We start from the raw sequence: 15,600 nt of genomic DNA, 5'->3' as shown, positions 1-15,600 counted from the left end.
CCTGTAAAAAATTTAAACACGGACGAGTAATATAAAATAGATATTTGTAATACAAACAACAACTAGGCTGAAGATTCTGTCAGGATTGTATTATCAGAGATCAACTTGATTTAGTTTAATCCGGTGAGACTTGTCCTTCGCCATCAAGGGCCATTCTGACCTTGCTGGCCAGCTCTTCACGCTTATAGGGTTTAGACAGGAGTAATACCCCTTTATCCAGTCGACCATGGTGAACAATAGAGTTTTCGGTATAACCTGATGTATATAAAATGCGCAATGATGGTCTTAGCCTCAGGGCATGCTCAGCTATTTTTCGGCCATTTAATCCTTCCGGTAACACGACATCGGTTAATAGCAAATCAATCGTCTGTTCAGATTGCAGAATATCCATTGCCTGTTTGCCATCGGCGGCTGACAGTACCTCATAACCTAAAGCTGTCAATTGAGTTAATACATATTCCCTTACCATAGGATCATCTTCAACCACTAAAATAGTTTCATGACCAATCTGTAAGTTGATGGACTCTTGAGTATTAGCTTTTAGCTGGGGTGTATTATCCATTGCAACTGGTAGGTAAAGTCTTACTGTTGTTCCCTGTCCAGGCTCAGAATAGATATTAACGTGACCGTTACTTTGTTTAATAAAGCCATAAACCATTGCCAACCCTAAGCCTGTCCCTTTGTCTTTCGATTTGGTGGTGTAAAAAGGCTCAAATACTTTATCAAGTTTGTCTGCATCAATACCGCAGCCAGAATCCGAAACGGCTAGCACAACGTAATCACCTGAAGTGATGTCATGATTTTGAGCATATTCTTCCGGTAAATGGGTATTTTTGGCTTCAATAACTAATTGACCGCCTTTTGGCATGGCATCTTTTGCATTTAATGACAAATTAAGCAGCGCATTTTCAAACTGTCCAGCATCGACAAGGACGTGCTTTAATGGACCTTCAGCAATAAACTTGATGACAATCCCTTCGCCAACAGCACGTTCCAATAACGGCCAAAGCTGATCGATAAGTTGTTTGATACTCTCTGGCTTGGGATCAAGCGGCTGTTTACGGGCGAAGGCTAATAGACTGCGGGTTAACTCCGCGCCTCGGTAACCGGCTTGTAAAATCATATCCGCTAACGGTTTGAGTCTATTGGAATCCTCAAATGATTCTGTAAGGATTTGCGAGTTGCCAATTACCACCGTGAGCAGATTATTAAAATCATGTGCCACACCACCCGTTAATTGACCTACCGCTTCCAGCCGTTGAGATTGGCGCAGTCGGTTTTCAAGCTCCATACGTTCGGAGATATCCTGAAAGGCACCATGAACGCCGATTATGTTTCCTTCATGGTCACGAACAGCTTCACCAGATGTCCGCACCCAGATCGGTGTTCCAGCAGAATTAATGATTTGTAACTCTGCATCATAGGGAATTCCCTGCTGATAGCAGGCAGTAAATAATTCCTGCATACGTGGCTGATGCTCAGCAATATAAAAAGAAAGACCTTCTTCAATGGTTGGACTATAGCCTTTTGGTTTGCCATGGATTTTGGCCACCATCTCAGACCAAATAACCTGTTTGGTTCTCATATCCACCGACCACCCACCAAACCGGGTGATTCTGCCAGCAATTTCCAGTAATTCAGCTTGTTTTTTTAATTCACTCTGCTGCAGGATGATCTGCTGGTTTGAGCGATCTTTTTGATCCAGCAGCGCATTAAAAGCCATCGATAACTCTGCCATTTCATCTTTGCCAAACACCTCAGCCCGAGCTGTGTTGTCATTAAGCGATATTTTTTTGATTGTATCGATAAGATTTCGGGTAGGCAGAGCGATACGCTGATAAATCATATTGAATGCCAATACACATAACACACCAAAGATCAGCGTAGATAACATGAAAACAAACAAAATACGGTTTATATGACTTTCAATAACTTGCTGATTTTCCTGCATCAATTGATCAATAGAGCTTTCAATTGCAATACCATGATCAGCAACCTGGTTGATAAGCAATCTTGATCTCAACGGCAATGACAGAGGATTCATTTGATAGTCATTGATGATGGGGTCAGTATTTTCCGGAAGACTTTGATAAGCATCTTCTACTGATTTAATCAACTGATCGATATGCCGTATTGCCCGTTGGGCATTAAACTTGCCTCGCTCCAGTTTTGAAAGATCTTGCTGGATTTGTCGCGCATCACTCAAAAAAACCTGCCACAGACGTTCGTCAGGCCGAAATATCAATAAATTATCACTGCCGACAGATAATGCATCAATTTTGTTATTTAACGTTGCAAACGAATTAAGTTCAATGCGTTTTAATTCAACCTGGTGGTAACTCCAGGCACCTAACACAATTAAAAATAGTAGTCCAAGCAGACATGAACTGATAAAGAAAATAGACGTTTGAACCAGTTTCATCACTGGTTCTCCTCAGTTTGCATCGTTGGAATCTTAACTAAAAAAGGCTGTATTGCTTTTAAGGGTTCGGGAGCAAACCAGGAGGTCACATTGGTTGGTTTTTCGGATCCGGGAAAATTATTGAGCTTAGCCCATTGAATATTCTGATGTAATTCTGAAATTAAAGACCAGTTTAAATTTAACTGATGTAATCCTGGCTGATAATTTTGACCCAAAATTGCGTTTTCACTCATTTCCTGGCTATACATCTGCATCACGTTATCCGTGTCTGAGTGTATAAGACTGATGGCATCGGCGTAAGCCATTAGCAATTGCTGACAGTTTTGTGGGTTCTGCTCCGTTATTTTGCGAGTTGTTACCAGTAGCCATTTTGCGCTATACACATGACTACCCTCCACCTGTTTGAGCTGGTCACCATATTCCGCAATAAAATGATTGGTCCATGGCTGCCAGGTAACAATTGCATCGACCTTGTCATCAATTAATGCCTTACCCAATTCTGAAATGGGTAAATCGATAATATCTACCTGATCTGTATTTACCTGATAAAAAACCGAATAAACCCACCAGATATATTCTGAATTGGTTCCTTTAGGCAAACCAATACGTCCTCCTGACAAATCAGTAACTGTCTGAATTTGCTTACCATTAGTGGTTGTCAGGATTTGATTCATTAAGGTGGAATGCAGAAGATTCCCCAGAATAACGGGCTCATCATTCTGAAGTTCATTATTTGCATTAGCTAGTTTATCCAGCGTAAACGCTGTTGGTGAGACCAAGGCAAAATCAACTTTTCCGGCACGCAAATCGTCAAGACTTTGCCTACCCGAATTATTAAAACTCACATCAACATCAAGCTGATATTTTTTGAATAACTCATTTTTACTGGCGACAAGAGTGGGGAGATCCCCCAAATAATTCACACCAGCCAATTTCAATGATGGGATGTCTGTATTCTCAGAACTACAAGCGACTGAAAACAAGACGAATAATATTAAAACTCTTTTCAGGCCCATCTTATTTTCCGTAATGAGTTCATATGCTTATAGTTATTATTGCGTACACAACGCCCAGAGCTTTAATTTATTTATGCATCAAAATTAAAGTAGTCCTGATAATTTGTTATACCCTAACAATCAAGATCTTGAAATCCCTTGCCTATAAAAGCGAAGAAACCGTTCGTGAAACATCCTCAGCACCATGCAATATTTCTGTCATCACTGATGAAACAGCAGAAAGTTGTTCATTACTGTCGAGGGCCCGTTGTTTCACGCTATCCATCTTTTGCGTGACATCATGTGTAAGCTTACGGTTTTGCTTAACAACTTCTTTTATTTCCTCCGTGGACTCGCTTGTTCTCGACGCCAGCTTTCTGACCTCATCAGCCACCACGGCAAACCCACGCCCCTGATCGCCGGCACGTGCGGCTTCGATGGCTGCGTTTAATGCCAACAGATTTGTCTGTTCTGCAATGTCATTAATCGTTGAAACGATATTTTCAATATTTTTAGATTCATTATTCAACTGTTCGATATTGGCTGACGTATCCGATACATCCTGCAGAATTGTGTTGGACATTTGTACCGAGGTATTGAGTAATTCAACACCATTTTTAGCTATTTGCGAGGTTTCCTCTGCTGTTGAAAATGACATCTCCGCAGCACGCATTACTCGGTCGTTATGCTCGATTCTCTGGGTAATATCACTGGCAAACTTAATGACCTTAACCACCTTGCCTTCATCATCAAACACTGGATTATAAGAAGCTTCTAACCAGACGGCTTGACCAGAAGATGTTTTCCTTTGGTATTGATCAGAGAAAAATTTTCCCGAACTGATTTCTGACCAGAAATTGGGGTTTTCTTCGTAGAATTGATCGAAACAGAACATGCGATGATGCTTACCAACCACATCATTTAAAGAATAACCAACTACCGAAAGGAAATTATCATTAGCCGTTAAAATTTGGCCATCTGGAGAAAACTCAATAATCGCCATTGAACGGTTTAATGCATTGGAGGCCGCTTCAAGATCACGCATTTTGTTATGTGAACGCGTCACATCTGAAGCAATTTTAAAGATAGCGGTAACGTTATTGTCCTTGTCAGTTATTGGAAAATATGATGCTTCTAACCATATTGTTTGGTCTGGCTTGGTAAGTCTTTTAAACCTGCCGGATTGTTGTTTGCCCCGTGAGAGTTCATCCCAGAATATTTTATACTCCGCAGAACGAATATAATCGTCATGGCATAAAACCTTATGGTGTTTGCCGACCAGTTCTGACTTTTCATAACCCACAACGGATAAAAAGTTGTCATTTACATCCTCGATAATACCTTTACTATTAAATTGAATAGTCGCTACAGATTCCTGTATTGAATTGATAAGGCTGTAAATTTCATTATATTTAGTAGTTACCTCAGCTAAATCACTTTTAAGTTTTTTATTAAACATCTTAATATTGCCCACTGCTGCCGAATAATTTTTATTATGATTATCAACACGAGATAATCATTATTTTTTATGTGGAATTAAAGCGGATAGATTGTGAATTTTATGTCAACAATCGACTGGATCTTGTGAATTTTTTAATGGGCAAGCACACAAAAAAATCAATGATGCTAGGGCTTGTTTATCTTTCATATCCTCCACTGCTGGCGGCTATTTTTGTGTCCGACAAGGCGGAAAGCACGCGGTGTAGCCTTCCTACATAAGTGATTGATAAATGAGTCTGGAACTCATTTGAACAGCTACGCAGGCGGGTGCAAAAATAGTCCCAGCCCTTCGGGTTATGACTGAAAAAGCGCCACTCTGCGTTGCTCGTCGCTTATTTAGAACAACTAAAAGGCGCTCCTCGTGCCTTGATTGACGCTTTTTCAGCTCACAACAGAGGCGCAGATGAAAGATAAACAAGCCCTTATAACTAAACTAAAAATGTTTGCCAGAGGCATGAAAGTTCAAATTTCTGCTTTATATCTGGCAATCAAGGATCCGGCGGTTCCAAAGGTGGCTAAGTGGTTGGGTGTTGCGGTAGTGGCGTATGCGTTAAGCCCGATTGATCTTATTCCAGATTTTATTCCGGTGATTGGCTATCTGGACGATTTGATTATTTTGCCTTTAGGAATTTACTTAGCCATTAAACTGATACCGGAGGCAGTTTGGTCTGACTGTCTGGCTAAAGCTGAGTTACATCCCATTCAATTACCCAGAAATCGTTATGCAGCGGCTGTAATCATTGGCTGTTGGATACTATTTGCAGGCATGTGCAGTTATGGTATTTGGTATCTGATATCAAACTAATCACATTTACAGCATCATCGTGGTCCTAACATTTTTTCCGGCTGGATAAGTTCATCGAATGCTTCTGCAGTGATCAAACCAGAGCGAACAGCCTCTTCTCGTAATGTGGTTCCATGAGAATGTGCCTTTTGTGCAATCAAACTGGCGTTGTCATATCCAATGATCGGTGAGAGGACGGTCACCAGCATCAGTGAGTTATTTAAAAATGCTTCGATTTGTGGCCTATCCGGCTCAAGCCCGCGCAGGCAATATTCTGTAAAACTATTGATGACATCTTTTAATAATCTGATGGATTGTAATAGTGAAAAGATCATTAACGGTTTATAGGTATTCAGTTCTAATTGCCCCTGAGCACCCGCTAGCGTAATCGTTACGTGATTTCCCATCACCTGTGCACATACCATCAGCATGCTTTCACATTGGGTTGGATTTACTTTTCCCGGCATGATTGAGGAACCGGGTTCATTCTCAGGTAAATGCAGTTCGCCTATCCCGCAACGAGGTCCTGACCCCAGTAATCGAATGTCAGCCGCAATTTTGTTCAGACTAACCGCCAGAGTGTTTAAAACACCCGATACATTGACCAGACCATCGTGAGCGGCTTGCAAAGAGAGTTTGTTATCACTGGCAGTAAAAGGTAAGCGGGTAAATTCGCTTAACTGTCTGGCAAAGTTTTCAGCAAATTCGGCAGAACTATTTAGTCCTGACCCCACGGCTGTGCCTCCTTGAGGAATAGCATACAGTTCAGCAGTTGCCTGCTTTAACCGATCAATATTAGTTTGTAGTTGGGCCGCATAGGCCGAAAACTGCTGCCCCAACGTTAACGGTGTTGCATCCTGCAGATGCGTTCTGCCAATTTTTATTATGGATTGCCATTGTTTCGAATGTTCCGCCATTACCTGCTGCATCTTTGTTAAGGCTGGTAACAGCTGAAGTTGAATTTGTTCTACCGTAGCAATATGCATTGCTGTCGAAAAACTATCGTTGGTGGATTGCCCCATGTTGCAGTGATCATTGGGATGCACCTGAATCGTCGAATTCAATTGCTGTGTCGCCAGATTGGCAAGCACCTCATTTGCATTCATGTGGGTTTGTGTACCCGAACCTGATTGCCAGATGGTTAATGGAAATTGCTGATCATGTTCGCCATTTATCACTTCAAGGCTAGACTCAGCTATTGCCAAACCGATATTTTTTTCCAATTGCAGACAATCAATATTCGCCAGAGCGGCACAGTGTTTCACCAACCCCAAGGCACGAATAAACTCACGAGGAAAGGTTTCACCACCAATGGCGAAATGTTTCATGGCCATCTGGGTTTGCTGGCCCCAAAGTTCTACAGCAGACATCTAAAGCAATCAGATTTAACGCTTACTGCCGTAACTGAACGTTAAGTTGATCAACGACCTCAGCCCAGTCAGAATCAGAAGCTAAACATTCTTTAATAAAAGCTGATTGAGAGGGTGACCAGAAACTGGCGTTTTCCAGTTTTTCATCTTCCTGCAGCGTATGGCTAGCCATAAATTGCTCGATGGCTGCTTCATTGCTTTCCAACCCCAGCTGCATAAAAAGGTTTTCCATAGTGTGTTGTGTCATATCCATAGCAATGGACCTCAAATTTAAGTTAATTTCTGAACTTAACACTACGCTTACTTAAGCTGTTTTTCAAAGCTTCATTCAGGGGCTGAAATTATGAGTAAAGTCCATTACATTAGGACAAATACATCAGGATGATTGAATCGTCATACTGATACATTTTGACCTTAAGATATTGATGCCAGCCAGTCTTGGTAACTTGGTTTAGCCTCGGCATGTAAACCGGCAGAACTAAAGGCTCTTTCACTATCGATTATTTCACCGTTGTGCTCAAACACATTATGATCTGCATAATGTTTTGCCCAGCTTTCAAGGTCATGTGTCATCGAATTCATTCTCATCGTCTCACTCCATTTTGTTTTAAAAAATCTGCTGATTGCCTTTTACAAGTCAATCAACTGAAGTCGATTCTAAGGACGGAATGTTTAATTTATGTGAAGAATCAATGCTCTGAGGTCAGGATGTGAGATCGCTCACATTTATCTATCAATATTATTCTTCGTTTAACGGTGCCAACCATTGAAGACCTCCAAGTCTGCGTTGCTGCTGCAAATTCCATTCGGCACGTTTATGTAAATGCTGCGCCGGTCGGGCCGGGTTGTAATTCAATGGACTGGGTAATGAGGAAGCCAGTAATGCTGCTTGCATCGGTGTCAGATTAGCCGCAGAGCGACCAAAGTGATATTGGCTGGCCGCTTCCAGGCCAAACACTCCCGGCCCCCACTCCGCAATATTCAGATAAATCTCAAGAATGCGCTGTTTGCTCCAGCTGAGCTCAATCAGCAAGGTAAACCAGACTTCGAGACCTTTTCTGAACCAGCTGCGGCCGGTCCATAAATACATGTTTTTTGCCACTTGCTGACTGATCGTGCTTGCACCACGCAAGCCTCCCCGACGCTCTCGTTCTTTTAACGCCTGCTGAATCGCCTTAAGGTCAAATCCACTGTGTAACGGAAATTTCTGATCCTCAGAGGTCACAACAGCTAAAGCCGCATGTTTTGGCATCTCGTCCCAGCTGAGCCAGGTCTTGCGAAGTTGAAAGTCTTCAGTTGACGTTATCCAGCGGTCTGCCATCACCATGGTTATTGGTGGATTTACCCAGCGAAAAGGTAATACCAGCAATAGACTCAACAGGACAAACGCCAATATCGTTAGCAGCAATACCTTTAAGAAGAAACGATATATTCGATGCACAGTTATTCCTAAGCAAAACAGGCATCCTCAGGATGCAAATCTGCACATAATGAAACGTTTATTTTAGTCACGCAAGCTAGGGCTTGTTGATCTTTCATCTCGACCACTGCTGGTTTACCGTCTGGTTATTCCAGCCTTCTTAATAACAACATGGGCGAAACGGTTAATACAGGCGTTAATTGCCAACGTCCAAGGATGGCAAGAATCACTGCACTGATAAAAGGCAGGCTCATCACAACTGGCCAATGCCAACGAAATTCGCCATCAAACATACGATTTTGTAGTGCCCACACGGCAACTTCAGCTGCCAGAACACCCAGAATACCAGCCAGAAAACCAATCAATGCAAACTCAATAGTTGTAGATTTGACCAGTAATTTCTGTTGGCCACCCAGGGTACGTAATAAGGCGCCCTCACGCTGCCGCTCCGACATCGTGGCACTGACAACTGCGACCATCACGGCAATTGCGGCCAGCAAAATCATCAATAATATCGCTTCCACCGCCTGTGTTACCTGAGCAATGATTTGCTGAATTCGTTCGATAATATGATCAATTTCCAACACTGAAATGGTGGGAAACTGCCGCACAAAATCGTTCAATAACGGTTTATCCTGTTCAGCAAGATAGAAGCTCGTCAGCGAGGTACTGGGTAATCCATCTATCGTGCCATTGGGCGGGAAAATGATAAAAAAGTTGGGCCGCATGCTGTCCCATTGCACACTGCGAATACTAGTGATGGTTGTGCTGACTTTTTCGGCCCCCACCGTAAAGCCCAGTTCATCACCAATCTCTACCCCAAGTGACTCAGCCAGTGATTGTTCAATCGACAGCCCTGTTGTTTCACCCGGCTTAAACCATTGCCCAGCAACGATTTTATTATCATCTGGATAAGAATTTGACGTTGTCAGGTTTAATTCGCGGCGCAATTCATCATCATCTTTATTGAACGCAACGTCTTGTGCAGGCTGCGCATTAATCTCAGTCAGTCTGCCGCGAACTATAGGATATAGAGGGCTACGGTTTATCTGATGCTGTGAGAAAAATGCTTCTACCTCATCCACTGCTTCCGGAGCAATATTCAGCAGAAAATGATTTGGTGCATCCTCCGGTAACTGTGCCTGCCAGTCAGCTAGTAGCGATGATCGCACCAGAACTAACGTTGCAGCCAACATAATAGTCATCGCAAATACCGACATTTGTGACAGGGTCGCATTACGATGTCGATACAACGCAATCACCGCCAATCGCCAACCACCCTTTCCAGCAGGAAATCTGCGTAACAACCAGATTAGACCCGCCCCCACAACCGCCAGTGAAATAACTAACGCAACCACTGCCCCGAGTAATGCTGTTACCAGCTTAATATCATTGACATACACCCACAACAAACCAAATATCACCGCTACAGCCAATAACAAATCTTTGACTAAAGCGGCCTTGTCATTGGTTGGCAAACTGCGAAAAACTCGCATTGCCGGTGTATTGCGTAAACGATCAATCGGAGGGTAGGCAAAGGCAAATAAAGCGACTAAAGCAGTTAGTATGGCTGGCCACAGTTGCCAGAAGTCCACCACAAATTGTAACGGCTGGTCCATTAACTGTGCGGTCATTGAAGCCAATAACCAGGCAGCAGGTATGGCGAGTATTAAGCCAATGATAGTTGCCATCAGGCCCCATACCATTAAGCGCGATAAATACAATTTACGAATACGTTTACCAGTTAGCCCCATGGTTTTTAGTAGCGCCACACGATCACGCTGGCTTAGAGCATATTGACGGCTGGCAACGGCTATTGCCACGACTGCAAGCAACACCGCCAGACTGCCGCCAAGTAATAAAAAGCCCTCTGCTTTTTCTAAAGATTCCCCCAGGGTTTCACCTTGCCGAACATCCACCCAGCGGTAATTATCTGTTAAGCGTGGTTCCAGCCATGCTTCAAAATCAGCCAGTTCGGTCGCACTACCGGCAAATAAACCACGATGCCGAACACGACTCCCAGGTTGTATCACCTCCGTAGCGGCTACATCATCCACATGCATCATCACCCGTGGTGCCAGAGATGAGAGCCGAAAGCCACCATCCGGTTCACGCATAATCACGCCAGTCACTTCAAGGGAAGTAGCGCCAATTTCCAGCGCATCACCAGGCCGTAATTCCAATAAGCGCATAAGCCGGGGATTCAACCAGACTTCGCCGGGTTGAGGGCCAGAGGATGAGACTTGCCTCGGACTCTCCAGATCGGCCTGCCATTCAATTTCACCTCGAAGTGGATAGGCATTATCAATCGCTTTGACGGCAACCAGCTGAAATTGGCTTTCGTTAGAAACCATGGTGCCAAACTCAATCATGCGGCCAACTTGAAGACCTTGCTTTTCTGCCTCGGCATACCAGGCATCTGGAATGGGAGCATTGGTTCGGCTGTTTAACTGACGATCTGCTGCCAAAAATGCACTGGCCGATGTCATTAATGTTCTTTGCAGATGATCTGCAAAAGCATTAATAGTTGCCACAGTTGCTACAGCTATGATCATCGCCATTAACATGACTTTTACATTTCGCTCACGTAAATCCTGGGTGAACGAAATCACTTTAGCCGTTACGTTCATGCAGATAACACCTCTGCATTTTTTTCTGTTTTTTCATGCAGCACACCCGCCTCAATGATGAAATATCGCTGACATCGCTCTGCCAGCTGTTGATCATGCGTCACCATCACCAGCGTAGTGCCGTGTTCACTGTTCAGATTCATTAATAATTCAGTAATCGCCTCCCCCGTTCGGGTGTCCAGATTACCGGTAGGTTCGTCTGCAAATAACACTTGAGGATTCACAGCAAAGGCTCTGGCAATGGCTACCCGTTGTTGTTCACCACCCGATAATTGTCGTGGTGTGTGTAGCATTCGCTCACCTAGACCAACCCGTTTGAGCAGGTATTCAGCTTTATCCCGGGCATCAGCTAAACCGGCTAACTCGATGGGTAACATGACATTTTCAATAGCTGATAATGTGGGTAACAATTGAAAAGACTGGAATACAAAACCGACGCGCTGAGAACGCAGACTGGCACGTTCATCTTCTGACAAAGTACTGATGAGATGACCATCCAGACTGACCTTTCCACTGGTTGGTAAATCCAGTCCTGCCAGTAACCCGAGTAAGGTAGTTTTACCTGAACCGGAACGCCCGACAATGGCTGCAGACTCGCCTTTACGAATGTCCATATTGACTTGTTGTAAAATCGACAGTTTATCGGTGCCCAAATCAACCGAATGTGACAGATTTTGTACCTGTATCATGAAGTCGTTTGACGGATCCGGTTGTCTATCTGTGGACATACTTTCCTCACATAATTAATTGGCGGTTATGAAAACCTTATTACCTACACAAACATTGTTTATCTGGCTGTTTTTGGTCCTGGTCAGTTTCCAGTCACAGGCGGCTGAAACACAGCGAAAAAATCTGTTAATCGTTGGCGATAGCCTCAGTGCAGCCTATGGCATCGACAGTGATGCTGCCTGGGTTGAATTACTGAAAGAGCGCCTTGAACAGGAAACACCCGGAACCTGGAATGTAGCCAATGCCAGTATCAGTGGTGAAACAACCGACGGTGGTTTACGCAGATTACCGGATTTACTGGACAAACATGATCCCGCTATCGTTGTGATTGAGTTGGGCGGCAACGACGGGTTACGCGGTTTCCCACCCGATGTCATTCGAACTAATCTGGCCAAAATGATTCAGTTATCCCAACAGCATGGTGCCGAAATATTATTGGTGGGCATCGAAATCCCACCTAATTATGGTCAACGTTATACCACAGCGTTTGCTAATGTTTTTTCCAGTCTTGCAGAAGAATATAATCTGTCTTTTGTGCCCTTTTTCCTTGCTGATGTATATGATGGCGAGGCCATGATGCAGGCTGATGGAATTCATCCTACGGCAAAAGCTCAGCCACAGTTACTCGACAATATCTGGTCTGAATTACTGGCATTACTTGAATAACATACATTCACTGGTTTCCTTGAACGCATTATCAGACCTCATTAACAGATAATTGTTGCCTGATGAATCAATTAATTATGTACTATCAAAAATACAAGATTACAGATGATTAAAGCCATCATTTTTGATATGGACGGTGTTTTGATTGATTCCGAGGAAATATGGGATCACGCTGAAAAAACCGTTTTTTCCAGTTATGGCATTTCGGTCACGGAAACGGATCAGTTACTGACTCGCAATATGAATATGTTGGAAGTTTCGGAGTATTGGTCAGCAAAAGCGCACAGACCATTTTCACTGGAAACCTCACAGCAGCAAGTCATTGAACACGTCTGTCAGCATATCCAAAAAAAGCCCCTTGCCATGCAAGGTGCACTCAACTTATTGAAACACATTCAGCTCAGTAATCTTCCAATCGGACTTGCCACCAACGCTCCAAAACAGGTTTGTAACACAGTGCTGAGTTGTCTGGACATCGAAGCCTATTTCAACTCGATTCAAACTGCTGATGATGTGGAAAACACCAAACCCCATCCAGAAATTTATCTGAAAAGCGCCGAAAACCTGCAAGTGGAACCACATCATTGCCTGGTATTTGAGGACTCTCCTACCGGAGTTAAAGCAGCACATGAAGCGGGAATGCAGGTTATTTATGTAAACTCAAGGCGAATGGCTGATGCTTCCATCCTCAATATTATTCGCTCTGCATTAAATTCACTCGACCAGTTTTCCTGGCAAGATCAGAGATTTTTTGATTATTGTGAAATAAAAACGTGAAGCTGTTCATAATTTTCAGTATCACTCGTTAATTCACACCCGATAGCGCTTTTTCTTCACAGCTCATTCACCCATTTAAACGTATTCTCATCGCTTTAATCCTCTTAATCATTACTCTTATCGCTTTGATGTTTAGAGTAGCTTACGAACTTGTGAATAATGCCAATACCACCAATCAAAAAAGCTATCCATGTATGTATCACGTTAATGTTGGTGAGTATTGCTTTGCTGATTCTAGTGAGTTCACATCAATTGGTGGCAGCTATCCTGCCAGGTTCACTTAATGGCCTGGAAACCCGTATTCAGCTTGAACCTCAACACCTTGAACTCGATAATGCGCATCCCTCGCCTCTATTAATAACCGGTCTTTTCAGCACCTGTAAATCTACCTGCCCAGCCAATATTAATCAGCTACGTTTGGTTAAAAATCAGTATCAGGGCGAAATGAACTATGTTTTTATTGGCTTAAATCCTGAAAACGACTCATCAGAGACATTGAAATCATACTTGTCTGAGTTCTCGCCAAACATGCATTTACGAGTTCCTGCAGATACCCAGGCGGTACAACAACTTATGTCCTTCTTTCCAGAAAATTATTCAATGAGTAAAACTAATATCCATCACGCTGGATACATCTATCTTTATCATCCTAATGCTAAAGGTTTAATTACCTATCGGTCACCAAATAGTCAGCACATTATTGATGACTTACTGATACTGCAAAGTCGCGGAAAATAACCCAATGAAAACTAAAAATGCTTCAGTACAAACTATTGATGAAAATGTGAACCAACGAAAATGGAAAGATAATGTCAGCAATGACAAGTTTGTACTCTGGTTATTAACCGCTCATTTACCGTTTATCTTTTTTATCGTACCCATGGGCTACGGAACACATCTGAATGGCGCCATTCCAGCTCTCATCATTGTTTTGGCTGCATGGTATGTATATAAAACGCTGCCCGGCACACTGATTTCAAGAAGTGTTATGTCAGCAGCAATGATGATAATGTCGATGATTTTGATCATGCAGCAGTTAGGTCGTCTGGAAATGCATTTTCATATCTTCGCTGCACTGGCATTTCTTATTATCTGGCGTGATTATCGGGTTTTACTGGTAGCTGCCACCGTAATCGCAGTTCATCATGCGGTATCTGTTCCATTACAACTCTCAGACCTCAGTATTGGAAGCATGCCCTTTGTGGTATACGGCCAACAGTGTGATTGGGCAACATTTGCTGTACACGCTACATTTGTGATTTTGGAAACGGCTGTGTTGGTGTTTTTTTGTTTAAGAATGAATTCACAATATCAATTAGCTAATCAGATTATGGCCGCCATGCAGGTCGCCGCCCAACAAAGCGATCTGACGCTTGATATGAAAAATATTCAGGCGAAAAGTCCTGCGGATTCAGCATTTGTAAAATCAGTACAAGACTTTTACGGGTTGATGAATCGGACGATTGATGAGTTTAAAACGGCAGGTACTCAATTAGACGAGCTGACTGAATTATCTGTTATCAGTTCATCATCAAACCTATCCTCTTTAACGACACAGAGCCAACGCGTCGAAGCAATTGCAGCTGCCAGTCTAGAAATGTCAGCTAGCATCGGTGAAGTTGCCAGAACGACTGATAATGCGGCAAGCCTCTCTACACAGACAGTTGAACAGCTCAATAATTGTCAGTCAATGTCTGATAATGCGTCTATTAAAGTCAACTCACTCATCAATAAACTTAGCGAAGTAAAAATGGAATTCGAGCGTTTACAAGCTGACACAAGTGCTATTCAGAACTCTGTTTCTCTGATAACTGAAGTTGCATCACAAACCAATTTATTAGCATTAAATGCATCAATTGAAGCAGCACGAGCTGGTGAACATGGTCGAGGTTTTGCGGTTGTTGCCTCTGAGGTACGTAACTTGGCAGAAAAAAGCCAGAATGCCACTCAGGAAATTATGGCCGTTGCAGAAAAAATTAATGCATCAACCGATACGGTGATGGGCAGGCTTTTAGAAAGTAATAGCGATGGTGAAGCAGCTATAGAGATAGTCAAACAAACCAATTCCTTAATAAAGGATTCTGCAGAGTTTTCAAATAAAATAAACGTCTTAAATCTATCCATTTCACAAATGATGCAAGAACAAAGTGCCGTTTCAGCAGAGATAAGTCAGACTTTGCACCATATTCAAGATTCGAATAGTGATATTGAAATTGCAGTAAAACAAAACTCTGAGCGTAATACAGATATCAAACAAATTGGTTCAGTTATCAGGGATAAAGCCAATGTATTTAAAACCTGATTTCC

General features: G+C 42.8%; 14 protein-coding genes. 5 read left to right on the top strand and 9 right to left on the bottom strand.

Features of this window, described 5'->3' with window-relative positions; genetic code table 11:
* Window positions 1-115: 115 nt before the first annotated feature.
* From B4F66_RS02930 to B4F66_RS02920, 3 genes are all read right to left on the bottom strand, one after another.
* Entirely contained in the window at window positions 116-2,422 is a 2,307-nt protein-coding gene (locus tag B4F66_RS02930; protein ID WP_292357034.1) for an ATP-binding protein, read from the bottom strand.
* The gene (locus B4F66_RS02925) at window positions 2,422-3,438 is read right to left on the bottom strand and encodes an ABC transporter substrate-binding protein (protein WP_292357036.1); all 1,017 of its coding nucleotides are present in this window, start codon (window positions 3,436-3,438) and stop codon (window positions 2,422-2,424) included. Before B4F66_RS02925 ends, B4F66_RS02930 begins: the two co-directional genes overlap by 1 nt.
* Window positions 3,439-3,580: 142 nt before the next feature.
* Window positions 3,581-4,876 carry a methyl-accepting chemotaxis protein gene (locus B4F66_RS02920; protein WP_292357037.1) on the bottom strand — a complete coding sequence of 432 codons (1,296 nt, stop codon included), beginning with the start codon at window positions 4,874-4,876 and terminating at the stop codon, window positions 3,581-3,583.
* A 444-nt stretch (window positions 4,877-5,320) separates the two neighbouring features.
* Between B4F66_RS02920 and B4F66_RS02915 the strand changes: the two genes are divergently transcribed.
* On the top strand, window positions 5,321-5,722 hold the full coding sequence (locus B4F66_RS02915; protein ID WP_292357039.1) for a YkvA family protein: 402 nt from the start codon (window positions 5,321-5,323) through the stop codon (window positions 5,720-5,722).
* 14 nt (window positions 5,723-5,736) lie between these two features.
* Here B4F66_RS02915 and B4F66_RS02910 read toward each other — a convergent pair whose 3' ends face one another.
* From B4F66_RS02910 to B4F66_RS02885, 6 genes are all read right to left on the bottom strand, one after another.
* Window positions 5,737-7,071 carry a class II fumarate hydratase gene (locus B4F66_RS02910; RefSeq protein WP_292357051.1) on the bottom strand — a complete coding sequence of 445 codons (1,335 nt, stop codon included), beginning with the start codon at window positions 7,069-7,071 and terminating at the stop codon, window positions 5,737-5,739.
* A 22-nt stretch (window positions 7,072-7,093) separates the two neighbouring features.
* On the bottom strand, window positions 7,094-7,324 hold the full coding sequence (locus tag B4F66_RS02905; protein WP_292357053.1) for a DUF2789 domain-containing protein: 231 nt from the start codon (window positions 7,322-7,324) through the stop codon (window positions 7,094-7,096).
* Between the two features lie 161 nt (window positions 7,325-7,485).
* The gene (locus tag B4F66_RS02900; protein ID WP_292357054.1) at window positions 7,486-7,659 is read right to left on the bottom strand and encodes a hypothetical protein; all 174 of its coding nucleotides are present in this window, start codon (window positions 7,657-7,659) and stop codon (window positions 7,486-7,488) included.
* 151 nt (window positions 7,660-7,810) lie between these two features.
* Entirely contained in the window at window positions 7,811-8,512 is a 702-nt protein-coding gene (mtgA, locus tag B4F66_RS02895) for a monofunctional biosynthetic peptidoglycan transglycosylase (RefSeq protein ID WP_292357056.1), read from the bottom strand.
* Window positions 8,513-8,637: 125 nt separating this feature from the next.
* Window positions 8,638-11,121, bottom strand: a complete 2,484-nt coding sequence (locus B4F66_RS02890; RefSeq protein ID WP_292357057.1) for an ABC transporter permease — start codon at window positions 11,119-11,121, stop codon at window positions 8,638-8,640.
* On the bottom strand, window positions 11,118-11,849 hold the full coding sequence (locus B4F66_RS02885; protein WP_292357059.1) for an ABC transporter ATP-binding protein: 732 nt from the start codon (window positions 11,847-11,849) through the stop codon (window positions 11,118-11,120). The genes B4F66_RS02890 and B4F66_RS02885 overlap by 4 nt, the downstream gene beginning before the upstream one ends.
* 28 nt (window positions 11,850-11,877) lie before the next feature.
* On the opposite strand from B4F66_RS02885, the gene B4F66_RS02880 reads away from it, so the two are divergent.
* The 4 genes from B4F66_RS02880 to B4F66_RS02865 all read left to right on the top strand — a co-directional run bounded on the left by B4F66_RS02880 (window position 11,878) and on the right by B4F66_RS02865 (window position 15,595).
* On the top strand, window positions 11,878-12,516 hold the full coding sequence (locus tag B4F66_RS02880; protein ID WP_292357061.1) for an arylesterase: 639 nt from the start codon (window positions 11,878-11,880) through the stop codon (window positions 12,514-12,516).
* A gap of 105 nt (window positions 12,517-12,621) precedes the next feature.
* Window positions 12,622-13,293: an HAD family hydrolase gene (locus B4F66_RS02875; RefSeq protein ID WP_292357063.1), complete on the top strand. Its 672-nt coding sequence runs from the start codon at window positions 12,622-12,624 to the stop codon at window positions 13,291-13,293.
* Between the two features lie 159 nt (window positions 13,294-13,452).
* On the top strand, window positions 13,453-14,031 hold the full coding sequence (locus B4F66_RS02870) for an SCO family protein (RefSeq protein ID WP_292357065.1): 579 nt from the start codon (window positions 13,453-13,455) through the stop codon (window positions 14,029-14,031).
* Window positions 14,032-14,035: 4 nt separating this feature from the next.
* On the top strand, window positions 14,036-15,595 hold the full coding sequence (locus B4F66_RS02865) for a methyl-accepting chemotaxis protein (RefSeq protein ID WP_292357067.1): 1,560 nt from the start codon (window positions 14,036-14,038) through the stop codon (window positions 15,593-15,595).
* The last annotated feature ends 5 nt before the right edge of the window (window positions 15,596-15,600 follow it).

Source organism: Methylophaga sp. UBA3603 (assembly GCF_002375335.1).
In the GTDB taxonomy this organism is placed as follows: Bacteria; Pseudomonadota; Gammaproteobacteria; order Nitrosococcales; family Methylophagaceae; genus Methylophaga.
Note: the sequence above shows the minus strand (reverse complement) of the source record. Positions and strands in the feature narration are given on the sequence as shown.